At 43.5% G+C, this 24,384-nt stretch carries 22 protein-coding genes and 1 pseudogene; 6 read left to right on the forward strand and 17 right to left on the reverse strand.

Features of this window, described 5'->3' with window-relative positions; translation table 11 throughout:
• Positions 1–73 precede the first annotated feature (73 nt).
• The gene (locus NCCP2331_RS00955; protein ID WP_251667881.1) at positions 74–1,528 is read right to left on the reverse strand and encodes a protein adenylyltransferase SelO; all 1,455 of its coding nucleotides are present in this window, start codon (positions 1,526–1,528) and stop codon (positions 74–76) included.
• A gap of 228 nt (positions 1,529–1,756) precedes the next feature.
• Between NCCP2331_RS00955 and NCCP2331_RS00960 the strand changes: the two genes are divergently transcribed.
• Complete coding sequence (locus tag NCCP2331_RS00960) at positions 1,757–3,490, forward strand: globin-coupled sensor protein (RefSeq protein ID WP_251667883.1); 1,734 nt, start codon at positions 1,757–1,759, stop codon at positions 3,488–3,490.
• 56 nt (positions 3,491–3,546) lie between these two features.
• On the opposite strand, the gene NCCP2331_RS00965 is transcribed toward NCCP2331_RS00960, so the two are convergent.
• Positions 3,547–4,401 (reverse strand): YitT family protein, encoded by an 855-nt coding sequence (locus tag NCCP2331_RS00965; protein WP_255425138.1) that lies wholly within the window; start codon positions 4,399–4,401, stop codon positions 3,547–3,549.
• Positions 4,402–4,678: 277 nt separating this feature from the next.
• Between NCCP2331_RS00965 and NCCP2331_RS00970 the strand changes: the two genes are divergently transcribed.
• Positions 4,679–5,464, forward strand: coding sequence for a TspO/MBR family protein (locus tag NCCP2331_RS00970; RefSeq protein ID WP_251667885.1), 786 nt, complete (start codon positions 4,679–4,681; stop codon positions 5,462–5,464).
• 105 nt (positions 5,465–5,569) lie between these two features.
• Here the strand turns inward: NCCP2331_RS00970 and NCCP2331_RS00975 are convergent.
• A pseudogene (locus NCCP2331_RS00975) lies at positions 5,570–5,917 on the reverse strand (glycosyl-4,4'-diaponeurosporenoate acyltransferase CrtO family protein); the annotation flags it as partial.
• 383 nt (positions 5,918–6,300) lie between these two features.
• Between NCCP2331_RS00975 and exaC the strand changes: the two are divergent.
• Together exaC and NCCP2331_RS00985 are read left to right on the forward strand one after the other, a co-directional pair.
• A complete protein-coding gene (gene exaC / locus NCCP2331_RS00980) occupies positions 6,301–7,821 on the forward strand; it encodes an acetaldehyde dehydrogenase ExaC (RefSeq protein ID WP_251667886.1) in 1,521 nt (506 codons plus the stop codon).
• A 21-nt stretch (positions 7,822–7,842) separates the two neighbouring features.
• On the forward strand, positions 7,843–8,205 hold the full coding sequence (locus tag NCCP2331_RS00985; RefSeq protein WP_251667888.1) for a DUF779 domain-containing protein: 363 nt from the start codon (positions 7,843–7,845) through the stop codon (positions 8,203–8,205).
• A 69-nt stretch (positions 8,206–8,274) separates the two neighbouring features.
• On the opposite strand, the gene NCCP2331_RS00990 is transcribed toward NCCP2331_RS00985, so the two are convergent.
• The 6 genes from NCCP2331_RS00990 to NCCP2331_RS01015 all read right to left on the reverse strand — a co-directional run bounded on the left by NCCP2331_RS00990 (position 8,275) and on the right by NCCP2331_RS01015 (position 13,931).
• A complete protein-coding gene (locus NCCP2331_RS00990) occupies positions 8,275–9,465 on the reverse strand; it encodes a M20 family metallopeptidase (protein WP_251667890.1) in 1,191 nt (396 codons plus the stop codon).
• Positions 9,466–9,540: 75 nt separating this feature from the next.
• Positions 9,541–10,368 (reverse strand): MetQ/NlpA family ABC transporter substrate-binding protein, encoded by an 828-nt coding sequence (locus NCCP2331_RS00995; RefSeq protein ID WP_251667892.1) that lies wholly within the window; start codon positions 10,366–10,368, stop codon positions 9,541–9,543.
• Between the two features lie 13 nt (positions 10,369–10,381).
• On the reverse strand, positions 10,382–11,035 hold the full coding sequence (locus NCCP2331_RS01000; protein ID WP_153721586.1) for a methionine ABC transporter permease: 654 nt from the start codon (positions 11,033–11,035) through the stop codon (positions 10,382–10,384).
• Positions 11,032–12,054: a methionine ABC transporter ATP-binding protein gene (locus tag NCCP2331_RS01005; protein ID WP_251667894.1), complete on the reverse strand. Its 1,023-nt coding sequence runs from the start codon at positions 12,052–12,054 to the stop codon at positions 11,032–11,034. The genes NCCP2331_RS01000 and NCCP2331_RS01005 overlap by 4 nt, the downstream gene beginning before the upstream one ends.
• Before the next feature lie 208 nt (positions 12,055–12,262).
• Positions 12,263–13,414 carry a hypothetical protein gene (locus NCCP2331_RS01010; protein WP_251667896.1) on the reverse strand — a complete coding sequence of 384 codons (1,152 nt, stop codon included), beginning with the start codon at positions 13,412–13,414 and terminating at the stop codon, positions 12,263–12,265.
• Complete coding sequence (locus NCCP2331_RS01015; protein WP_251667898.1) at positions 13,407–13,931, reverse strand: sigma-70 family RNA polymerase sigma factor; 525 nt, start codon at positions 13,929–13,931, stop codon at positions 13,407–13,409. Before NCCP2331_RS01015 ends, NCCP2331_RS01010 begins: the two co-directional genes overlap by 8 nt.
• 199 nt (positions 13,932–14,130) lie before the next feature.
• Here NCCP2331_RS01015 and NCCP2331_RS01020 point away from each other — a divergent pair, with 199 nt between their 5' ends.
• Positions 14,131–14,670: an ECF transporter S component gene (locus NCCP2331_RS01020; protein ID WP_153721582.1), complete on the forward strand. Its 540-nt coding sequence runs from the start codon at positions 14,131–14,133 to the stop codon at positions 14,668–14,670.
• Positions 14,671–14,714: 44 nt separating this feature from the next.
• Here the strand turns inward: NCCP2331_RS01020 and NCCP2331_RS01025 are convergent, their stop codons facing one another.
• The 7 genes from NCCP2331_RS01025 to NCCP2331_RS01055 all read right to left on the reverse strand — a co-directional run bounded on the left by NCCP2331_RS01025 (position 14,715) and on the right by NCCP2331_RS01055 (position 22,759).
• Complete coding sequence (locus tag NCCP2331_RS01025) at positions 14,715–15,422, reverse strand: ABC transporter permease (RefSeq protein ID WP_251667900.1); 708 nt, start codon at positions 15,420–15,422, stop codon at positions 14,715–14,717.
• Complete coding sequence (locus NCCP2331_RS01030) at positions 15,419–16,267, reverse strand: ABC transporter ATP-binding protein (protein WP_251667902.1); 849 nt, start codon at positions 16,265–16,267, stop codon at positions 15,419–15,421. Before NCCP2331_RS01030 ends, NCCP2331_RS01025 begins: the two co-directional genes overlap by 4 nt.
• Before the next feature lie 230 nt (positions 16,268–16,497).
• Positions 16,498–17,520 carry a LytTR family transcriptional regulator DNA-binding domain-containing protein gene (locus tag NCCP2331_RS01035; protein ID WP_251667904.1) on the reverse strand — a complete coding sequence of 341 codons (1,023 nt, stop codon included), beginning with the start codon at positions 17,518–17,520 and terminating at the stop codon, positions 16,498–16,500.
• A 149-nt stretch (positions 17,521–17,669) separates the two neighbouring features.
• On the reverse strand, positions 17,670–19,169 hold the full coding sequence (locus NCCP2331_RS01040; RefSeq protein ID WP_153721578.1) for a malate:quinone oxidoreductase: 1,500 nt from the start codon (positions 19,167–19,169) through the stop codon (positions 17,670–17,672).
• Positions 19,170–19,418: 249 nt separating this feature from the next.
• Positions 19,419–20,687 (reverse strand): DUF4179 domain-containing protein, encoded by a 1,269-nt coding sequence (locus NCCP2331_RS01045; RefSeq protein WP_251667906.1) that lies wholly within the window; start codon positions 20,685–20,687, stop codon positions 19,419–19,421.
• Positions 20,680–21,210: an RNA polymerase sigma factor gene (locus tag NCCP2331_RS01050; protein ID WP_251667907.1), complete on the reverse strand. Its 531-nt coding sequence runs from the start codon at positions 21,208–21,210 to the stop codon at positions 20,680–20,682. The genes NCCP2331_RS01045 and NCCP2331_RS01050 overlap by 8 nt, the downstream gene beginning before the upstream one ends.
• Positions 21,211–21,568: 358 nt before the next feature.
• On the reverse strand, positions 21,569–22,759 hold the full coding sequence (locus tag NCCP2331_RS01055; RefSeq protein ID WP_251667909.1) for a DUF4317 domain-containing protein: 1,191 nt from the start codon (positions 22,757–22,759) through the stop codon (positions 21,569–21,571).
• A gap of 176 nt (positions 22,760–22,935) precedes the next feature.
• Here NCCP2331_RS01055 and NCCP2331_RS01060 point away from each other — a divergent pair, with 176 nt between their 5' ends.
• Positions 22,936–23,358, forward strand: a complete 423-nt coding sequence (locus NCCP2331_RS01060; RefSeq protein ID WP_251667911.1) for an organic hydroperoxide resistance protein — start codon at positions 22,936–22,938, stop codon at positions 23,356–23,358.
• Between the two features lie 41 nt (positions 23,359–23,399).
• Here the strand turns inward: NCCP2331_RS01060 and NCCP2331_RS01065 are convergent, their stop codons facing one another.
• Positions 23,400–24,026 carry an NUDIX hydrolase gene (locus tag NCCP2331_RS01065; RefSeq protein WP_251667913.1) on the reverse strand — a complete coding sequence of 209 codons (627 nt, stop codon included), beginning with the start codon at positions 24,024–24,026 and terminating at the stop codon, positions 23,400–23,402.
• Positions 24,027–24,384: the final 358 nt, after the last annotated feature.

Below are 24,384 nucleotides of genomic sequence, written 5' to 3' on the forward strand. Positions count from 1 at the left end.
AAAACTTTATCGAACCAGCAAAGCAGCACGTCAAAAAAGCAGTTTGCCGCACCAATCGCCCCCGATAGTTTTTTCATGTCCCGCAATACGTCTGAAAAGAACTTCCGTCTGCAGGCGGGTCTATATATTCTTCCTGTTCCGCTGTATAAGCATACGGATTTTCCAGCACGCTCAGCAGCTTCATAAAGAGCCCCATATCACCCGCTTCCGCTGCCTGCAATGCTTCTTCCACTCGATGATTTCTTGGAATCACGGAAGGATTATGCTGTTTCATCATTCGCTTCACTGCTTCCTTGTCATTCGGTTGCCGCTGCAGTCTCGCTGTCCAGCGCTCTTTCCATTCAATAAATCCTGGTGTGCTGAACAGTCCTTCCGACTCGCCTAGCGTCAATGAGCGGAACGTATTCGTGTAATCTGCCTGGTGTTCTTTCATCAATTCCAATAAATCTTTCACAAGTGTTTCATCTTGCTCTTCTTCGTTGAACAGACCAAGTTTCGCTCTCATGCCATTCATCCAGACCGTCACGTACAATCTGGCAAATTCGGAAAGCTTACTTTCAGCTAGCTTTACAGCTTCTTCCTGATTATCGTGCAGCAGAGGTAATAATGTTTCGGCCAACCTCGTCAAATTCCACTCTGCAATGCCCGGCTGGTTTCGGTACGAGTAACGCCCCTGTACATCAATTGAACTGAACACAGTTGCCGGATCGTACACATCCATAAAGGCACATGGCCCATAATCAATTGTTTCACCACTGATTGTCATATTGTCTGTGTTCATGACGCCGTGAATGAAACCGAACAGCTGCCACTTTGCGATTAATGAAGCCTGTCTTTTTATGACGTTTCCAAGCAAAGCAAGATAGGGCTGCTCTTCATTCGCTGCTTTCGGATAATGACGTCTGATGGCATAATCAGCCAACGACTGAAGATCTTCCGTTACTTTCCTGGCAGCCGCATATTGAAATGTTCCCACTCGCAAGTGACTAGCGGCTACACGAGTCAACACAGCACCTGTCAATGCAGTTTCACGCAATACCGTCTCTCCCGTCACTGTCACGGTAAGACTGCGTGTCGTCGGAATTCCTAATCCATGCATCGCTTCACTGATCATATACTCGCGAAGCATCGGGCCCAGCGCTGCACGGCCGTCTCCTCCGCGGGAATACGGAGTCCGACCAGAACCTTTCAATTGAATATCCACATGATTTCCCTGAGGTGTAATCTGCTCCCCAAGCAGCAGGGCCCGTCCGTCTCCGAGCATCGTAAAGTTCCCAAATTGGTGGCCAGCATACGCCTGTGCAATCGGTTCGATTTCTTCGATTTTTTCATTGCCTGCAAAAACAGCTGCTGCGTCTGCTGTCTTCAATTGTTCTGTGTCCAGTCCAAGCGTAACTGCAAGTTCATCATTCAGCAAAATGATTTGCGGTGAACTTACAATGTTTGGCTCCACTTCCGAATAAAACGCTTCCGGTAGCTCACGGAAACTCATTTTCATATTCCAGCCAATAGGATGTTGTATATTCATATGTTCTCCTTTCATTTCATTAGACATATGATAGATCTGATCTTATCGTCCTTGAATCATAGCCAAATGTCCACTTCTACGATCCAGACCGATGACAGTAGACATAATGAACTGTCAGAGATGAAAACTTTATACCCGAAAAGTAATAATGCTATTTCATATGTTGTATTGATTTATACCCAACATTACCTATACTAAGGATAACTATATTTTTAGGAGGCCGACTTCATGTCATCATTTCGTCCCAAAATGAATGTGGATCAACTGTTGCAGCGAGGTACAGATTTGGAAGCACCTCAGCGTTTAAAAGAAACCTTGTATTACAATCATTTCCGACAGGCAGATGTTCAAAACCTGCAAGAGTTATATAAAAAGCTGGAAAATATGGCGCCGAAAATAATAAATATTTTTGAGCAATATTTAGAGGAGATCTCCCCTGATCATAAAAATCCTATCCCCAAGTCGCTGATTGACGCCTACTTAATAAATTTCTTCACTCACACACGTGATTCAGAATATATGGAACAGGCATTGAACTTCTTCTTCGCTCTACGGAAAAACCAGTTTGAACCAGGAAAAACGATTGTGCTCTTCAATCAGTTTGCATTTTATATCCAGACACACCTTTTATATCATTTCGGATACCGCCCGGCAAAAGCTTTTGAATTGCTGAAATCACTGCAAGCAGCGGTAAATATTGATCAGCAGCTTTATATTGAGCTCATGACCGAGCAGACTGTAGAACATGTCGTAACGGAAATTTCCCAGCTGGTCGATGCCAATGCCAAGATTATGTTCATGAAAGACTTGATTTTCAGCTTGGATCATCAGACTGACGAAATTCAATCTTCCACTGCAGCTACCGAGCAGATTACCGCATCCATTACAGAAGTAGCCAATACCTCTTCACGTATTTCTGAGAAGACTGCTGACTCGGTTAATTATGCAATTAACAGTAAAAAAACAATTGAAACGACATTAGCAGACATTTTCCAGACTGAAAAGCAATTTCGGTCGATAGTGGAAACATTTGCTTCCTTACAGCATCGCATCGGGGAAATCGAAAATGTCGTGCAGCTTATCAATAATATTGCCGGCCAGACGAATTTATTAGCATTGAACGCATCAATTGAAGCAGCACGTGCCGGGGAACATGGAAAAGGATTTGCAGTTGTTGCACAGGAGGTACGAAAACTTGCGGAAAGTACAGTTTCTGCACTGGCAGAAGTGACCGATAATGTTGGACAGCTGAAATCGTATACAAACAATATGTCGACTTCAATTGAAGACACAACGAAGATTATTACCCACGCAACTGAAGAGGCAAAGAATGCCCTGCCGTTACTGACAGCTATTGTCACAGCAATTGAGGAAATTAATTTAGACGTCAGCAATACAGCAGCCATTTCTGAGGAGCAGGCTGCTTCGATTGATGAAGTGTCCAATCGGATGATGGCTATTTCGCGGACTCAGGAAGATATTCGTCATTTCGGCGAAAGTACGTCTTCTTCTATTTACCAACTGAGTCAGGAAATCAATAACTTCCGCCTGCGTGTCATAGAAGAAAATAATGTAAAGCTATCTACCAGTGCTCTGCTGCAGTTGTCGAAAGCAGATCATATTCTTTGGAAATGGCGAATTTACAATATGCTGTTAGGCTTGGAGTCAGTCAAACCAACAGATGTTTCATCGCATCAGGATTGCCGGCTCGGCAAATGGTATAACCAAGAAGCAACGAAGAAAAGACTTGGTCATTTATCCTCCTATCAGCAAATAGACAGCTATCATGCTGATGTGCATAAATATGCGCGTGAAGCAGCTGTTAATTTCGAAAGCGGCAATATTGCGGGGGCAGAAGAAAATTTACGTCAGCTCGAAACCGCTTCTGCTCAAGTCATTCGCTTTCTTGATGATCTACTCGACATCATCGCTAACGAGAATATGGCTTTACAGCCGGTATAAATTTTGAAAACGGGCGATCAGGAAGGTCATTAAAGACTCTTCTGATCGCCCGTTCTTTAGCTCTTCGCCAGCGAAAATCCTCTTCCCAAAATCTCTGACGCATTCAAAAACACCACAAAGGAGTGCGGTTCTTCTTCCTGCAGAATCTTTTTCAAATAAATAGCTTCCTGCTGCTCCACCACGCATAAGATCATCGTCTTTTCTTGATTTGCAAAGCCGCCGACAGAGCGTACTTTTGTTAATCCCCGGTCGATTTCTTCTTTAATAATCGCCTGAATGCGCTCTTCTTGATCTGTGATGATCAACACCAGTTTTGAATGTGATGTCTGCAATTGTACAAAATCAATAACCTTACTCGTCACAAAAATCGCCATCATCGCAAACAGCGCCAGCTCCAAATCAAAAACAAAGGCAGAAGCGATGACTACCATCCCATCTACAATCATTTGGGCATAGCCGCTGGACAAGCCGGTATACTTCTTTACAATTTGCGCAATCGTAGCCAGACCGCCCGTCGATCCGTTGCCGCGATAAACAATCCCCAGTCCGAATCCCAATAAAATTCCTCCGTAAATAGCGGATAATAGAGGATTATCGATTGTATAGGGAATGTCTCGGCTCAGATAGATGGTCAGCGGTACAAAAAATGTACCGACCAGCGTTTTCAGGCTGAAATCTTTTCCAAGCAATGCCAATCCAAGAAAAAAGATCGGGATATTGATAATCCACTGTACATAGGCTGGTTCAAAGTTGTAGAGCTCATATAATAGGGTACTGACCCCTGACACTCCGCCTGCCGCAAGTCTTGCAGGAAGAAAAAATATATTAAAGGCCAATCCGACAAATACCGATCCGACCATAATCCACAAGTATTCGTTGAGCAGCTTTCTTTTTGCTGATGTTGTCTTCACGTTTCATTCCGTCCTTCCAGGCAACTTAAGCTGCCATTGCCATTTTACATGAAAATGAAGGACTTGGCATCTGTGTATGTTTGGCAGCTGATGATATTTCATTACGCAAGAGAACTAATATTCCCGCTTTAATATGGAAAGCCCCATATTCATTCACGTCTTTGATCCGTAAGTATCGCTTGTAAAGAAAAGACCGGGACATCACGTTTCAACCCGACAATTAACAGGAATAGTTGTCTAACATCGAAAATACTATGCATAGAGAGGGAGTGAGAGTATGAGGGACAAAAAATCTTCTGTATGGTTCACTGCCGGGCTTATCATTACCTATGTTCTGATGATTGCCGTAAATGCACTGGCAAACATCCTGCCGATCAACGGACAGACGACCGGCGAAATATCCGACAAATACGGAAATCTATTTGCACCGGCCGGATTTACGTTTGCTGTCTGGAGTGTCATCTATGTATTACTGGCATTACATGTCCTGTATCAGCTGGGGCTATTTCAAAAAAAGCATCGTTCGGCTCTTCTGCATCCAATCGGTATCTATTTTTGTATTTCTTCCGTTCTTAATGCGGTGTGGATTCTTGCCTGGCATTATGAACAGCTGCTTCTTTCCGTTTTGATCATGCTGGGTATGCTGGTGATCTTAATCAAAATCAATAAACTGACTCATGAATATGGTCTGTCACGCAGGGAAGTCTTCTTTGTCAGAATACCTTTCAGTGTCTACTTCGGCTGGATTACCATCGCCACTATTGCGAACATCACAGCCTATCTTGTGTCTATTGACTGGGATAGTTTTGGCTTGGCTGAGGTAACGTGGACGATCATGATTTTACTGACCGGCGCTGCCATCGGAATCCTGGCTATACTCCGCCTTAAAGATATCGCTTACGGTCTTGTACTGATTTGGGCATACTATGGTATTTATTCGAAACATATATCAATAAGCGGATTCCATGGAGAATACCCTGCCATCATCACAACCATTCTGATCTGTCTGGCACTGATAGCATTGAGCATTGTCTTCATTGCATTCAAAAAAATACGAAACTAAAAAAGCGCAAAGGAGAAGGGCTGCTGCCCGCGCTCTTTTGCGTTAAAGTTTGCTGTAAATCAAATTTGTTATCATACTGCACCCAATCTATCATACTGCAAAAGCCTACCTTGTTACACGCAAAAGTCTTTTCAGCCGAGGCCGGTTATATCGCTGCACAACGACTAACGGCAGATTGAATAATACCGCCTATGCTGCTTTAAGCCAGGCTGCCCATACCGGATTCCATAAAAAGAACAGAAAACTGGGCAGTATCGTTATCCAGTGAGCCCACTTTGCCCGTCTGGACTCCAGCAGAACATCGTAAATAGATGCCCAGTCTCCGCCATGCAGCCCGCTTTTATTGTAGCCATTTCTGATAAACAGCGTGCCGTCCGGGATATGCCCTTTCCACTTCTTTACACGAAACAACCGCTGCCAGATCTGGCCTTCCTGCTCCCAGGAAAAGCTTTCGGACCAGCGATGATTCCGATTAACGGCACCCCCTCCCCCCTTCTTTGCTTACATATCACCGCGGCCTTCATGCCATAAGCGCCTGCCCATGCTATACAAATCATAAGCAAGTTGGAAACTGGCCTTCTATAAATATTTAGGTATATTACCTCAGACAAATAAACCTTGCACAGCAATATACTTCCCCCTTCATTTCCACACAACACGTATATCAATATATCTTTATTAAATAAAACCACAATAGAAAGTTTATGATTCTTGCATTTTAAAGCGATTAGGCACATTATAATAATAGGACATCACCTGAATAACATTTTTACACAATAACTTTTCGATATGATTTGGGTGGAGTTCCAAACTACTCTTAAAGGAGACATACATCTATGATTTACTCAAACCCCAATACTAAGGGCTCAGTCGTTCAATACAAGGAAAAATATGATAATTTTATTGGCGGCAAATGGACAGCCCCTGTAAATGGACAATACTTTGACAATAAAACACCGATTACCGGCGAAGTATTCACAAAAATCGCCCGCTCTTCTGCTGAAGATATTGAACTGGCTCTCGATGCCGCTCATGCTGCAAAAGACGCATGGGGCAAAACTTCCGCTGCGGAACGTGCACTTATTTTGAATAAAATCGCTGATCGCATGGAAGAGAATCTCGAAATGATCGCGGTTGCTGAAACTTGGGATAACGGGAAAGCGGTCCGTGAAACATTAAATGCGGATATTCCGTTGGCTATTGATCACTTCCGCTACTTTGCCGGCGCAATTCGTGCGCAGGAAGGCCGTACATCCCAATTAGATAATGACACGGTTGCTTACCACTTCCAAGAACCGCTTGGTGTGGTAGGACAAATTATTCCTTGGAACTTCCCGATTTTAATGGCTGTGTGGAAAATTGCTCCGGCTTTAGCCGCAGGGAACTGCATCGTTCTGAAACCGGCTGAACAAACACCGGCTTCCATCATGGTTCTTATGGAATTAATCCAAGATCTACTTCCAGCCGGCGTGCTAAATGTCGTCAACGGATTCGGAATTGAAGTAGGCAAGCCGCTTGCGACAAATCCTCGTATTGCAAAAATTGCTTTCACGGGATCTACCGCAGTGGGACGCCAGATCATGCAATATGCTACGGAAAATATCATTCCAGTGACTCTTGAACTCGGCGGTAAATCACCAAACGTGTTCTTTGAAGACGTAATGCTTCATGATGATGAGTATTTGAACAAAGCAATCGAAGGTTTTGTCATGTTCGCTTTGAACTCAGGCGAAATTTGTACTTGTCCTTCTCGAGCTTTGGTCCAAGAATCCATTTACGATAAATTCATGGAACGCGCACTTGAGCGAGTGAAAGCCATCAAAGTCGGCAACCCGCTTGATACAGAAGTGATGATGGGTGCACAAGCTTCAAATGAACAAAAAGAAAAAATTCTTTCTTACATCAAACTGGGTGCCGAAGAGGGAGCAGAATGTCTAATCGGCGGAAAAGAAAATCACTTGGGCGGCGATCTTGAAAACGGCAATTACATTGAGCCGACTGTATTCAAAGGGCACAATAAAATGCGCATCTTCCAAGAAGAGATCTTTGGACCTGTTCTTGCTGTCACAACGTTTAAAGACTTCGACGAAGCTATGGAAATTGCAAACGATACGTTATACGGATTGGGCGCAGGCGTCTGGTCACGTTCAGGCGACACCGCATACCGTGCAGGACGCGGCATCCAAGCAGGCCGGGTATGGACAAACACTTATCACCAATACCCTGCAGGCGCAGCGTTCGGCGGCTATAAAATGTCGGGTATCGGCCGTGAAAACCATGCTATGATGCTCGATCACTATCAACAAACAAAATGTTTATTGGTCAGCTACGATAAAAGCTCTCAAGGATTCTTCTAAATCGAAAGGATTCGTTGCGTTATGATTGAACGAGTGACAGCTACAGAAGAAGCTTTGTCTTTACTGAATAAGATAAAGAACATTCACGGCAGCGTTTTGTTCTATCAATCAGGCGGCTGCTGTGATGGTTCTGCTCCAATGTGTTACAGAGAGGGCGATTTTCATCTTGGGGATGCGGATGTATTGCTCGGCATAATTGACGGTACTCCTTTCCATATGCATAAAAGTCAATATGAATATTGGAAGCATACTCAGCTCATCATTGATGCAACGCCCGGGCGCGGAGCAGAGTTTTCATTAGACAGTATTGAAGAGAAACATTTCATTACCGAATCACGTGTCTTTACAGATGAGGAATATAAAGAAGTGAAAAAGCTTCTGTAATAAATTAAAAGCTGTTCTGCAGGTCGTTTTTGATACGACTGCGGAACAGCTTTTTTGATGAACTTTTATTCAAAATACATAATAAGCAGCAATCTTCGTAAAAGCCCTTGCGATATTTTCTAAAGCTCTCTCGTCAAAATCAAATTTCGGGTGGTGATGAGGATAATGGGTGGCCGGATCTTCATTTCGTGAACCTGCCCTAAAATACGTGCCGGGCTTCTCCAACAAGAAATACGAAAAGTCTTCTGCCCCCATGGATGGCTCCATTTCTATTACTTGTTCAGCTGAAAACTCCTCCACAAATAAAGTGCGTATGGTTGCCGTCTCAGCCGGCGGGTTATATAAAGCGGGGTAACCGTTTAGATAGTCGATGAGGCAGGTAGCTCCAAAAGCAGCAGCAATGCCTTCGGCTATCTGATAGACTTGTTTTTCTACTTGCTTCCGCACATTTGTGTCAAATGTCCGCACAGTTCCCTCTAATAAAGCTTTATCGGCTATAATATTAAACGCACTCCCTGCTTGCAACACGCCGATTGTAACGACTGCCGACTGCAATGGATCGACTTGTCTGCTGACGATCTTCTGCAGGGAATTCACGATTTCAGTGGCAATTACAACAGCATCCACTGCTTGATGGGGCCTTGCACCGTGACCGCCTACGCCCTGAATCTTTATGGAGAACTTATCAACCGCAGCCATCTGGTAACCTTCTCCGACAACCATAGTCCCTAAAGGCGTTTGAGAATCCAGATGTGCCCCAAAAACATAATCTACACCTTCTAACACTCCTGCTTCCACCATGAACTTTGCGCCTCCCGGAGGTAATTCTTCTGCAGGCTGAAAGATGAAAACAATCTTCCCATGGATATCCTGTTTGAATCTGCTGAGTGTTTGCGCTGTCCATAATAATGCTGCCGTATGCCCGTCATGTCCACAGGCATGCATCACACCGGGGTTCTGTGATTTATAAGGAACTTCTTTCTCATCCTCAATCGGCAGTGCATCAAAGTCCGCTCTGAACGCAATCGTCTTTCCTGGGTGGGCTCCTTCGAGAACAGCTGTAATTCCGTATCCTCCGATATTTGACGTCACTTGCAATCCGAAACTGTGCAACTTTTCTTGAATGTATAATGCTGTTTTTTCCTCTTGAAAAGACAGTTCGGGATGCTGGTGCATATGACGTCTCCACTCGACTGCTTCTTGAGCCGTCTTTGCCAACCTGTCATGTAGATTATTAATTGTTGTTTGCTTGCTAGCCATATTCTTATTCCTCCTTTATCGTAATGAAAAAACCCGCAAGGTCAACTACATACCTTGCAGGCGATACACTATGAATTACTGCAATTCTTTCGGAACAAACCAGTAATCATCTTTATTATGTTCCTTCAGATATTCTTTGAATTCGTCAGACTTATATGCGGCCGCTACGTCCTTCGCCCATTGTGAATCTTTATGCTTTTCAGTTGTTGTAGCCACTAATACTAAATGATCCTCTACATCTTCCGAAACCAGTTTAGTTGAAGGATCCATGTTCGAAGCAAAGACGATACTTCCCGGAACCACGCCATACTCCAAATCACTTAACGAACGGGGAATCTGTGCAGAATCCATCTCTACTATTTTTACGCCATGAGGATTTTCTTCAATATCGGCAGCCGTTGCTTTAATTGGTTCTACGCCGTCTTTCAGTTTGATAATTTCAGCTTTCTGAAGGATTGCGTATGCTCGAGCTGCATTCGACGGATCATTCGGAATTCCGATGGTGTCGCCTTCCTTTATATCATCCAATGAAGTTTTCTTACCTGGGAATAGACCTGCCGGCACCGTTGGAATTGGAGTTATACTCGTTAAATCAGCTTTCTTATTTTCATTGAAATTTTCCAAATACGCTGTATGCTGATCCACGTTCAAATCAATACCGCCATCTGCCAATGCCACATCTGCCTGCAATAGATCATTAAATTCCACTTGTTTGATTGTATAGCCTTCCTCTTCCAAAATCGGTTTAACTGCATCCAAGAACAATAAACTGTAAGGACCTGGTGATGTCCCTACTTTAATCTCTGTTTTATCTGCATCATCTGCATTATCATCTTTTCCACAGCCTGCCAAAGCCAATACAAACACTGCCAATAAACTTACGATAATCGAAAACTTTCTCATTTTCCTGTCCCCTTTACTCATGTCTTAGTTTTTTTGCCAGGCGATTGCCCGCCCCTTGAATAATCTGTACAATAATAACCAAAATGACGACTGTCAGCACGATGACGAATGTATTAAACCGTTCATAGCCATATGTGATTGCCAGACTTCCTACCCCGCCGCCGCCAATTGTCCCCGCCATCGCAGTAGCCCCGATTAGACCAATCGTTGCCGTTGTCAGCGTCAGTACCAGCGAACCGAGTGCTTCAGGAAGCAGGAAGAATCGGATCGTCTGGAATGTAGTTGCACCCAGTGATTTGGCGAGTTCCATAATACCCGGTCCGACCTCCAGCAAGGAATTCTCTACCAGCCTTGCAATAAACGGGGCGATATAGACGAGAAGCGGCACGATCGCCGCTGTCGAACCATACGTCTGCCCGACGATCAGCCGGGTAAGCGGCGTAATCGCAACCAGTAAAATAATAAATGGAATGGACCGTAAAATATTAATAAGGCCATTCAGTACGGTGAAAAAAACTGCATTTGGCTTAATACCGTTCGGCCGTGTCAACACCAATAAAATCCCCAGCGGAATACCAATCAACGCACCGATTAAGAGGGAAACAGAAACCATATACACCGTTTCATAGATGGATCGCATAATTAACTCTGTCGATACACCATTCATAGCTTCACCTCCTGAATCAAAACTTCTTTTTCTTTCACGTAACGGACCATTCGCTCAATTTCAGGATCATCGGCGTAAAAAGCGACAGTAAAGATTCCGAGTGTCGTGCCTTGAAGCTCTGTAACGTTTGCAAACAGAATCTTGATCTCGGCTGTAAACTGTTTTGACAGTTCGAAAAGCAGTGAGCTGGTAGAATTTTTACCGAGAAACTTGAACTGAAAGATCCTGCGGTTTATTCGATCATCCTGTATTTCGGCGATCACACTGGGTGGAATTTCATCATGAATGACTGTCTTCACAAAACCCTTAGTTGTGGGATTTTGCGGGTTTCCGAATACATCCAGTACGTGCCCTGACTCAATGACACGCCCATTCTCCATTACCGCTACCTTATTGCAGATTTCACGTATGACTTCCATCTCATGTGTGACAACCAAAATAGTGATGTTAAAATTTTCATTAATCTGTTTTAAAAGATTCAATATAGAGAGTGTCGTTTTCGGATCCAGTGCGGAAGTGGCCTCGTCGCAAAGCAAGATTTCCGGATTCGTTACCAGTGCCCTGGCAATACCGACCCGCTGTTTCTGTCCGCCTGACAATTGTGCCGGATAGTTTTTCTCCTTATCAGCCAGACCGACAAATTCTAATAACTCTCTGACTCTTGTCTGAATTTCTTTTTTATTTACTTTATTGAGAACGAGTGGAATGGCGATATTCTCAAACACCGTCTTAGACTCCAGTAAGTTAAAATGCTGGAACACCATTCCTATATTTTTCTTCACTTGAGAGAGTTCACTGTTTGAAAGTGTTCCCAGTACTTTCCCTTTCACTTTGACGTTTCCTGCTGTGGGAGCTTCCAAGGCATTCACCATACGGAGCAGCGTACTCTTGCCTGCTCCGCTGTAGCCGATTACTCCATAGATGTCTCCCTTATCAATGGTTAACGAAACATCATCTAAAGCTACAATTGTATTGCCCTTGTGTGTAAATTGCTTTCCTATGTCTGTAAACTCGATCAAGGACAATCACCCTCTCTTTTTATATACCAAGTTAACTAATATGAATTAAATACAATAATACCTTATTAATCCGATTAGTCAATAGGTTTTATGGATATAGTATGTTGAGGAAACTATTTTGTTCTATATTTTGATAAAGTGCAGAAAATCCGTGTGCCTTCATTTTTTCAACATGAAAAAAGCCAGGCAAATGCCTGACCGTATTCCCTTATTTAAGTGTCTCCGTATGCAGAAGGTGCATGGAACGTATTGCACCCTCGCCATTCATGACCAGCGTTCCCTGTTCAGTAAAACGGGGACGGACTAAACGCTCTTTTATATCCTGTAAGTATGGCTGGATGACTGCTTTGTCACCTTCCAGTTTATATACTTTCACTGTATCCGAGGTTTTATCCGGCACGCTCAATGCGAGCCAATCACCGTGGACTGCGTAATCAAAGTGCCGAGGTGCATCCAGTTCATTGAACGTACCGTCACTCACAGAGATGTAACCAAGGGCATAGTTCTCCCCGTCCGCTGAAACTTCCGCATAGATTCTGTCATCTGCCAATTCCACTTTTCCGATTTCTCCATAAGGAATCTCGTATGTTCCCAATTGTACCCGGCTTTCTAAATCATACAGTGTAAGTTTCGTATACTGCCCCTCTTGGCCACTGAGCTGTTCTGACAAGACCGCTTTGCTTTCATTAGCGGTGAAGGCTTGTTTATTCCCTTCTCCATCATATTCATGAAGCAGATACAGCTCCTTTGTACGCAAGTCCATCTGCATGACAGCCGGGAATTTCTGCGTGGATAAATAGAGCAGGGACTGATCCGCTATCTGCTGCATGCCGAAATGTTCTGAGATATCCTGCATCTCTCCCGTTTCTCTGTTCAGTATATGGATCAGACCGCCGGATTCCCAGGAGATCCACTGTGCATCCGCCGCAAGTGTGACACCTGAAATCCTGTCCTCTGTGCCTTCTGCAAGTCGCGTTTCCTCCAGTGTCTCCATTGGATAAGAGAAGATATCATGACCATCCGTATAGATCAATTCATCATTCTCATCTACATAAATCGAATTAATGAGATCACTATATTCTACATGATCCATGACCACCTGCTGTTCATGTGTTACCACTTGCGGCTCGGGTGCGGCAGACTGCTCCCGTTCTGGCTGAAGATAAGGAAAAGCAAGGAAACCCGCTAATCCAATGACTGCGATGAAAGCAAGAACAGGCGCTGTCCGGCGATTCTTCTGCGATGGCTCAGAAGTCATACGCCTGTGTGCAGCCGCCAGGATGGTTTGTTTTTTCTCCTCATTCAATGTCAGTTTTTCAGGTATGGAGTTATGCAGATCCTTTTTAATTTGCTTACTCATCGTCACTTCTCTCCTCCCATACAATCCGCGCCAGTTTCCTGCCCCTTGCCAATCTGGTTTTTACTGTATTGACCGGGCAGTCCAGCACTTCACCAATTTCATTTACAGACAGTTCCGCATAATAATAAAGCCAGATGACTTCCCGGTATTTGACCGGCAGCGCTTCTACCATCTGCGCGACATGACTTGAAGATTCTGCGAACAGCACTTTCTCTTCAGGTGTTTCCTTTGAAACGAGCAAATTCTGAAACAGATTGGATATCTCAACTTTTCGATAGGTCCAGCTTTTAAAAACATTTTTGCATTCATTCATCGCAATTCTATATAAGTACGTCTTCACAGAAGAACGGCCTTCAAATATGTTCAGATGCAGATAATAGCGAATGAATACTTCCTGCACAATGTCCTCTGCCCGCTGTGCGTCTTTTACAACCGCAAAGACTACACGCAGAAGATAATCACCGTGTTCATCCATCGCTTCATGCAGCATCTGATCACGTTCCTGCTTTTTCAACACGCCGCCTCCCTGCCTGAATGTTAGACAACACTCCATTGATTTTAGTTTCATTTTCATACGAAGAAATTGCAACTGGGATTATTTCCAACTTCCACAAGAAACTGACCACTAAACTTTAATAGAAATTGATGCTTTTAAAAACATCAGATATCTATTATTCTAAATGAACCAATCTCACAATGTTAGGAAGGTTCAGAGCATGCAAAAAACACACAGCTATACACCATCCCGTACAAAAACGTTCGACTTAATCATAACTTCTATGCTGGCCGCACTTGTTTTTACAGCGACATTATTATTAAATATCAAGCTGCCGATTGCTGCAAACGGCGGACTGATCCATCTTGGCACGGCCATGCTATTTATCGTTTCGATTTTATTCGGGCCGAAAAAGGGAGCGATAGCAGGCGCAGTCGGAATGGGTCTGTTTGATTTATTCGGCGGCTGGGCCTTATGGGCGCCCATCACGATCATTACGCGGGGACTGCAAGGCTATGTAATCGGAAAGATTGCCTGGTCGAACGGTCGCAAAGGCACAAGCTCTTCATTCAACCTGCTGGCTATGATCCTGTCTATTCCTGTTACGGTAGCCGGTTATTATATTGGAGAAAGCATTCTGTATCATAGCTGGATTATCCCGTTGGCTTCGATTCCGGGCGATCTCGTTCAATGTGCTGTCGGAATTGCAGTCGCTATTCCTGTATGTACGATGCTGAAGAAAGTTCCAATGTTTAAATAATAAAAAGTGCCTGGGCTGTTTTATAGCGCAGGCACTTTTTATTATTAATCAACCATTTTCTTGCGGTAAATGACACGTGTCAGCAGAAACAGAACGACAACCCATGCGAATATAATCAGAAGTTCTGTCAGTACATTACTGAAGCCTCCGCCCGCTTCCACTTTTACAGCCAGCTCGATCAACTGAATGTTCGGCAAATACATTCCTATTTTAGCGATCGGATACTGATCCACAATTGCCGGTAAAAATGATCCGAGTGAGAAAACCGTAACGACCGGCATAACGATGACTGAAGCTTCGAGAACAGACTTTGAAAATAGACCAAGCAATGTTCCAAAAGCAATATAGAAAAGAGCAGAAAGAATGAATGCCACCGCAATTACACCTAAATTCGCCGGTCTGTAATCCGTAAAGAATATAGTGATGATGACAGTCAGCATAGTCAGTATAAACGTCAGCAGACATTTACCGCCTATTATCTCCGCTGTGCTCGCAGGCGACAGCATCAGCCCGCGAAGTGTGTTCTTTTCCTTTTCTTCTGCGATCAAGCAGCACTGAACAAAAGCAGCAACCATTACGAAGGCCAGATTGATGAGCAGAAAGTTTGCCTCAATCGAATTCGGACCCGTCTGGCCGTACATAATTCCGAGTCCGATCGGTAAGATCAATACCGTCGAAACCGCCAAGTTCCGAGAGAAGTCCTTAAAGTCTTTTACTAATATTGCATTCATTCGTTTTAATGAAATCATCATGCCAATTCCCTCCCTGTCACTTGTACGAAAATTTCTCCCAATGTCGGCTCATTTGAATGGACCGTCACTACCTGATTATTGTTCATATAATCAAACAGCCGATTGGCCCCTTCATTTCCCGCAGACAGCACGACCTTTTCCTCCGTTGCCAGCTCCACAGTAATTGTTGAATCAGAGAAACGCTGCTTCAGTTTCTTCGGCGTATCAAGAAGCTGAATCATTCCTTGATCTAAAAAGGCAATGCGGTCACACAGCAGTTCTGCTTCCTGCATATCATGTGTGGTCAGAAAAATAGTCGTTCCTCTTTCATTGAGCGCACGCAAACCCTCGTGTATGTGAAGGGAGTTTCCGGGATCCAGTGCAGAGGTTGGTTCATCCAAAAAAAGTAATTCAGGTTTATGAATCAATGCTCTTGCCAGTGTGACACGCTGTGCCATCCCCTTCGACAAAGCGGATATCCTTTTCGATCGATCCTGACGCAGATTCACTGCATCGAGTACTTCATCAATTTCCGAATGAGGCACGTTATACAGATCACAGTACAGTTTTAAGTTATCATGAATTGACAGTCTTTCATAAAGACCGCTGTTATCCGTAAGCACGCCGAAACGGCTGCGATATTCTGATTTCTTCAACTGAGATACCGGCTCGCCAAAAACCATTGCCGTCCCGCTTGTAGGAGTTACCTGACCGGTAAGAATTTTAATGGTAGTTGTTTTACCTGATCCACTCGGTCCCAAAAAACCGAAAATCTCCCCTTTCTTCACTTGAAAATCTACACTCTCCAATGCTGTTTGATTTCCGAATACTTTTGCGAGTTCCTTCACCTCTATAATATTTTCCATTTTCATCCTCCTCATGATTTGCTGTACGTGTTTTCTTTGCATCTTTAGATTAAGGGAAAGAAAAGCAGCGAGCATCATATTTTGAATGAAAAGAGACTGACAGGGGATGAATGGAGCAAGCAGATTGCTGAATGAGCAGCTGAATACCCTTTGATTCAGAAAGCCCGGCCTAACGCAGGCCGCTGTATCTCTAAAATATTCCCCGGGAAATAATGCATATTTCGACAGAATCAGAGTCCAAGCATCTCTTTCAGTTCAACCATTTTCGTTTTAGATAAAGGGATTGTGGATTTCTCCATGTCATCCAGTACAAGACTGTAACTGTTTCTCGTCCATGTAATTACTTCACGTACTTTCTGCAAATTGACGATATATGATCGATGGCAACGGAAGAAACCAAACGGCAGCAAGCGATCTTCTAATTCATTCAGAGTGAAATTCGTCGAGAATGATTCTCCCTTTATATGTAAAAAGGATTGTCCTTCATTACTTTCAATATAATCAATTTCAGGCGGATCAAATAAAACAATCTTGTCATTTACTTTTGTGGGAATCTTTTCAAAACGCACCGGCTGTACCGACTCTGCTGAAATGGATGACTCATCTGCAGCAGATTGGTCTTCCACTGCATCGCGTGTCTGAATCGAATGGAGTCCATTGTCATCTAACCGATAGACCTCGTCGGCAGCAGTGACTGCGCTCTCCATATTTCCCGTCAGAATTAATACACCTTTCCCTTGTTCCTTCAATCCCTGCAGTATCGTAAGAAAAATACGTTTAGATTCAAGATCCATATTTTGATCCGCCTCTTCAAAAATATAATAAGAAGGATTTTGCATCAGCAAGCACGCAAGCTGCATACGTCTTCTTTCCGAATAGCTCAGTTCTTTTATCTTCACTTTCCGTTTTGAATGCAACTGTACAGCATGCATGGTATCTTCTATGGATATTTTGGATGTATAGAGCTGCTTGGTGAAACGGATCATTTCTTCAATGGATAATCGTTCATACAAGCCTTGATTCAGGAACAAAAAGCCCAGCAGCTGTTTACTTTTATTATAAGAGTCCCCTGCTATCTGAACTTCTCCGGCTGAAAGCCTAATCTTTTCTAACAGCACTTCCATTAACTGCTCCCGGACATTAACACTTGAATAGATTGCCACAGCCTTACCAAAACTAACCGTTAAATTAAATGAAGGAAATATCATAGAATCATGTATACGTTTTTCTGCATTAATAAATTGAAGCGTCATTTGCACAAACCTCATTCCGCATATTGTCTACTATATTTATAGTAGTGGAAGTGGTGTAGGATTTCTACCGGGTATTTCATTTCAAAGATTTAGACAGACAAAAAGGCTCCGCTACGAATGAACGTAACAGAGCCTTCATCTTTTATTGATCAGTTGTGAACCGCTTCTTTTTCAGCTAGTCCTAATGTTTCAGCAGTTGACGCATGAATTTCTTTAAGAAGTTCAGGGTTTTCCACTAGGGACTTGCCGTAAGAAGGAATCATTTCTTTCAGTTTTGGCTCCCAGCCTTTGACATACTCCGGGAAACATTTTTGCAAGAGGTCCAGCATAACGGATACTGCTGTTGACGCACCAGGAGAAGCACCTAAAAGTGCAGCAACTGTACCGTCAGCGTCCGTTACTAATTCTGTACCGAACTGCAGTGTTCCTTTGCCTTTATCTGTATCCTTGATAACCTGCACACGCTGGCCCGCAGTCCATAGATCCCAGTCTTCGCTCTTCGCATCTGGAATAAAGTCGCGCAGTTCATTCATGCGCTGTTCTTTTGTCTGTACCACTTGTTCTACCAAGTACTTAGTCAACGACATATTTTTCGCACCGCATGCAAGCATCGTCGTCACATTATTCGGTTTAACAGAGCCGATTAAATCCAGCATAGATCCTGTTTTCAGGAACTTTGGCGAGAAGCCTGCAAACGGTCCGAAAAGCAAGGATTTTTCGCCGTCGATATAACGCGTATCCAAGTGAGGAACTGACATTGGCGGTGCACCGACTTTTGCTTTTCCATATACTTTCGCATGATGCTGAGCAATCACTTCTGGATTTTTACAGATCATAAAGATTCCGCTGATCGGGAATCCTCCGATATGCTTGCTCTCAGGAATATTTGTTTTTTGAAGCAATGGAAGACTTCCGCCTCCGCCCCCAATAAAAACAAATTTCGCTTTGTGATATTCAAGGACACCATCACGATTATTCTTTATTTTTAATTCCCATTCGCCGTCACTAGTACGTTTGATATCTTCTACTTGGTGACCATAGTTGACATCCACATCAGCCTGTTTCAAGTGGTCGATTAGCATACGTGTAAGCGCACCGAAGTTTACGTCCGTTCCAGTATCGATTTTAGTTGCAGCAATCGATTCACCCAGTTGACGATTCTTCATGATTAACGGAATCCATTCTTTTAGTTTTTCCGGATCATCGGAAAACTCCATTCCTTCAAATAATGGATTCGCAGTCATAGCTGCTACACGCTTTTTGAGATACGCTACATTATCATCACCTTGAACCATACTCATATGCGGCAATGGCATAATGAACTGCTCGGGGTTTTCAATTAACTTCTGGTCTACTAGATGGGACCAGAACTGCATGGACAATTGGAATTGCTCATTGACTTTGATTGCTTTGGTAATATCAATGGAGCCATCCGCTTTTTCAGAAGTATAGTTCAGTTCACACAATGCTGCGTGTCCTGTTCCTGCATTGTTCAATTCGTGAGAACTTTCTTCTCCTGCTTTATCCAGCTTTTCAAACAATGAGATTTTCCAATCCGGCGCTAGTTCTTTAAGCATTGTTCCTAGCGTCGCACTCATAATCCCGGCACCGATTAAGATAACATCTGATTTGGTTTGTTTATTATTCATTTTGACCTTCCTTATATATGAAATTTACAGAACTGTAAATGTTCCTGAATAAGGCGTCACAACGAACATGGCGCACACGAGGAGCACTTTATTCTGTCTTAGTTATCGTACATCTACTACATCTTTTCTAGTATACATCAAATGTAACCCGGATTAAAGAGACTTGTTTAATTGTAAGGATTTAGCAGTGAAAATGTCGAATTTTTGATACATATAGATAGTTTTATGGCATTTTCTGCACCAAATTACTTATTTCTTGATTGTGATATTTATAGTTTCTCCATACTCTTTCTCATAATGTATCCCTTTAATCCTCATTGTTTCCGGGAACTTGCGTGTATTAAATAACAGTGTCCGCTCTTTATATTCCTTGCCGTTTTCACCTATTACATAGTCTTGACCCAGCGTCGTTGTCAGAGGAATTTTTTCATTTCCTACATGAACCGTCACAGCATCGAGCAAGATATTTTCTTCCGTCGCAACTGTGACCTCTAAACCATCTGAAGTAACTTCTGCCTGTCTGATTATCGCTTCATAACCGTCTAGATCTGCAACAGATTCCTCTCCTGCTGTCAAAGGTATCGTTTCATTTACCTGTTTATAGCCGACAAATGTATCTACCTCGAGAGCAAGCGAATCCAATTGATCCGGCAGAGCATCATAATCGATTGTAAATGTATCTCCATTGAATGCGGAGGACACCCCGCTGCCCACAGAATCCATTTGCACCCCGTCAACCAGCAATTTCACGCCTTCAAATCCCAATGAAATCCGGTCATAGTTATCAACTTTGATCTTCCCCTTAATTGTCGTCTGACTTGGCGTTGCTGTGATGGAATCAAACCGGATATTACCCTGATCGACTTGCACGCTCTTTTTAATGGACTGCTTCAGTCTCGTCTCCAGCGCAGCGTCCGGATTATAGGGGAATGTAATTTCCAGCGGCTCTTGTGAGTTGGCATCATGAAGTTCCAGCGTCAGTTTTTTGGCAAACGGGCTGACCGGCTCAAAAGTCCGCATTCCTTTTAACCGCGTACCGTTTTCATTGATAGTGGACGTGCCATGAACGGAATAAGAGTTTGTGAGGAAACCGTTCAGTTGCATAAAATCTAAATCTTCTTTCACTCCTTCAGAATGATCAATCGTATAGTAAAGTACGAAACGGTTTTCATCTGCTAAAATACCCTCAATTGTAAACTTTGATCCATCAGGCAGCATCATCTCTTTATCCACATTTTGACCGTTTCCTGCCTGATTAAGCTTCGTCAGTGTATCAGGCATAATTTCTTCAAAACCAAGCAATTGTTTCCCGTAATAAGCAAATGCATTATATTGATAGCCGGCCAATGACAGAATGAGTAATGCAGCCGCCACTGAAATCCATCCCGGCATACGGTGTTTTTTCTGCTTCGGTACTTTATCCAAGGCATCACGCAGCCTTCCTTCCAATTCACCCGGCGCTGTTATTTCATCGAGCCGCATTTTCTCTTCTTTCAGCTTCCGCTCAAGATCAGTCATCAAATTCACCCCTTGCCGCTTCACGTATTTTATTCAATCCATTAAAAACTCTTGATTTTGCTGTACCGACAGACACTTTCGTTATATCCGCTATCGTTTTATAATCCAAGTCATGAAAGTATTTCAGCTCAATCGTCTCTCTCTGCTGTTCATTGACAACAGCAAGCATTTGCTGGATATCGATCGACTGCTCCGTTCGCTCCAGCAGGACATCTTCCGAATGAAACTCCTCCGATTCAAAGCTCTCGAGCAATAGGAGCCGGTCCGCCTTGCGCAGCATCTGCCTGCATTGATTTACCAGTATCGTTTTGCTCCAGCTATAAAACGACTCGTTTTTTTTGAGTTTCGGAATATGACGGTACAGACTAACAATCATTTCCTCCATCGCGTCCATGGCATCGTGTGAATTACCCATATAGCTCAGAGCAAGCCTGTAATACTCATCTTGCTGCTCACTGATTAACTGCAGCAGCGCTTCTTTGTCACCTTTTTTAGCCAGCTTCACTAACCGGGCCATTCTCATATCTTCACCCCTCACTTATAAGAGTCTGCAGGACGGCAGAAAGTTCATTTGTTAATAAAGAAACATAGTTAAGGTTCAATGTGATATCCGCTTAATCCCATTTCCCCCCATGCCCCTTGACCAGGCACAGTGACGATGCATTGGTGCGGTAAACGTTTAGTTTGGAGCGCACCTTGCACAGTATAGCGCGGTGCCGCAACAAAATAGTTCGGCTGCGGCAGACTTTGGTGCGGTTGCAACCCTTTTTGGTTCGTTTCCAGGATGTTTTGGAGCGCGACACTGCATTTGGCCGCAGAAATATAGAAAAAGCCGGCCGGAAAGCTATTTCATTTTCCAGACGGCACTTTGCAAACAAGTATTAATTTAAAAGTTTCTCCGAAATCAACTTAAACCCATCAATAATCGTATCTTCTTCTACCTCTATCAAAATACATCGCTTGCCGTCATAGTTGACCTGTTTGACATACTTCAAGTCTTGCGGACTGACCGAAATATTGGCTACCTTCGTTTCAATCTTTATGGATTTCGACGTGTAGCTCGGTACAATATGGCTCGCTTTCATTTCATACATATCATTATCGACAACGGATTCAAAAGCATTCTTTACTTGCTCCGCGTCGACATAATCCACGCCGCTCATTTTCAGTACACGCTCAACCTGTACCTTATCCAGCGCCGGCGGTTCTTCCGGATCTTCCTCTTCTTCATCGACTTCTGTTAGACGGTGCACCGCCTCATACACATTGGCAAGCGTCTGGGAAGCGACTTCTTCTCCCACCACATGCTTGATGATTTCCTCAAATACCGCTTTATCATCCGCAGCGGTCATGACCTCTTCGCCGTTCAGCACTTCCTCAATAAAACGGTAATCCGGCTTATTCATCCTGCCGGCAGCATACAAAATATGATTGACGTCCGCCGCGTTATCCGTGAAGCTCGGGAACAAAAAGCCGCCGACCGGTGACGCCAAGTTAATAATCGGATCAATCATCGTATTCGCCTTGAATTCCCGTCCAATGAAATCAAAAACAATCGAGCGTTTCGGCAAATCGGTATGATTCATGCTGCACAGAATAAAAGGTGTCGTGAACACTTCATCGCGCGCATCTATTTCCGTTTCTTCGCTGTTACGCTTGGTCTTCTTAAAATAATTCCCCCGAATGAACGTTACGACAAGATCCTTTTCATACTGCACTTCTTTCACCATTTTTAAAGCCAGATGCTGCATTTCATCTTTCCATTCATCCGCCTCTTCCGCTTGAAGCCCTGCGTATAACAGCTTTTGTGCATGATCGGGCTGTTCATCCGACTGAGGTTCAAACTTCACTTCAAACAGCTTCATTCCGAGCTTGCCGCCAAGCACCTTTTTGAAGTTAGCCAAGAACAGCTCTTGCTGCTCACGGTCCAGCAGTGCAAATGCCTGACTCTCTTCATGATAGATCTCACTGCTTTCTTGTCGAATATAAATATTATAAATATCCGTGATTGTCAGCAAATCTGAATCCACTTTAAAACGTTTGCGGATGTCTGCGATATCATTTTTATTCATCTATTATTTCCACTCCTGATCATTAACATTCTATTTTTCATTATAACGGACTTATCCTGCATAAATTGACTGATTATCACGGTAAACGAAAAATTTATCTATTACAGACATAATCTATAGGAATTGGGGTAAACAATCAAATAGGTCAATACATTTTGAACAGGAGAAGTGATATCATGTCAGAAAAATTATTTACCTCAACTGCTACAGCTACAGGAGGCCGTGAAGGTCATGTTAAATCCTCAAACGGCGTTGTCGAATTTGATACAGCAATGCCCGGCACGAAAAGAGAAAAAGAACTTTCGAACTCTACGAATCCAGAGCAGTTATTCGCAGCCGGCTATGCATCTTGCTTTGATGGCGCGCTGCAGTTAGTTGCAGGCAAAGAACATGTCAAATTCTCTTCCGAAGTTACCGCAAATGTCAGTCTGTGTAAAGACGAAGCAGACGGCGGCTTTAAGCTCGAGGTGAAGCTGCAAGTAAAAGGAACAGACATCGAAAAGGACAAACTTGAGGGCTTGGTAGAAAAAGCGCATCAATTCTGTCCCTATTCAAAAGCCACAAGAGGCAATATCGAAGTTACATTAGAAGTGCTCTGATAGAATCGGTCAAAAGGCTGCAGACAATGTCTGCAGCCTTTTTATGCTGTTTTTCTCATAATCTCAATAAAATGCTTGAGTATTCTTGCGGTAAGTCCCCACACGGTATAATTACCATACTCGTAAAACCACTCTTCCAGTGAATGACTTCTCCACTGGTACTGATCACCATTCATAATTTTCTCGAACGGAAAGTTTGAAGATGGAGATGATTCAACGGTTACGAGATGCATGTACGGCTCATGCTCAAGCAGCCACTTGACAGGAATCGTAAAGACCTCTTCCACTTCATCTTTATTATAGCTGCGGACGATTTCATGGTAGTCAATCACCGCCACAAACGGATGTACGACAAACGACGGCGAAGCAATATACGGGCTTAATTCACCGATCACCTTCACGGTGGCGGGGTCAACGCCCAATTCTTCCTGTGTCTCCCGCAAGGCCGCCGCCATTGGGGATGCGTCTGTCGGATCTATGCGTCCACCGGGGAAACTAATATCTCCCGGCTGTTTTCTCATTGTGAAGGAACGCACTTCAAATAACACATGCCATTCTCCGTCCGACTCCACAAGCGGAATGACGACAGCCGCACGAAAAGCCGTATCTTCTCCGATGAACAGCGATTTACTATCTTGAATTTTATCATGCAGTCGATCCAAGTTCATAGAATACTCTCACCTCGGTGTTTTTATCTATCGTATCATTACTATAGTCCGGATAAAAGATATACAAAAAAGCCACCCTAGTAGAGTGACTTTCATGATCAAATTAAGGCTCATCACCAAAACATGTGCTTGACAGTCTATTTCATGAGCAGTTTGAGATTTGACTGTGATTGCGTAGGACAGGATGGGAGTGGAGGGAGACCGTTTCCCTGCGTTCCAGGCGGACGCGTTCTGGAGGGCCCGCGGTGAGCCAAGCGAACAGCGAAGGGTTCGCTTTGCCGTATTTCTGCGTTTTTTGCAGAAATTAAGGCAAACTGTGCTCATAACGCTACGCTTTTATTCGCAAAAGCCTTTCTTC

The organism is Sporosarcina sp. NCCP-2331 (assembly GCF_023707945.1).
GTDB lineage: Bacteria > Bacillota > Bacilli > Bacillales_A > Planococcaceae > Sporosarcina > Sporosarcina cascadiensis.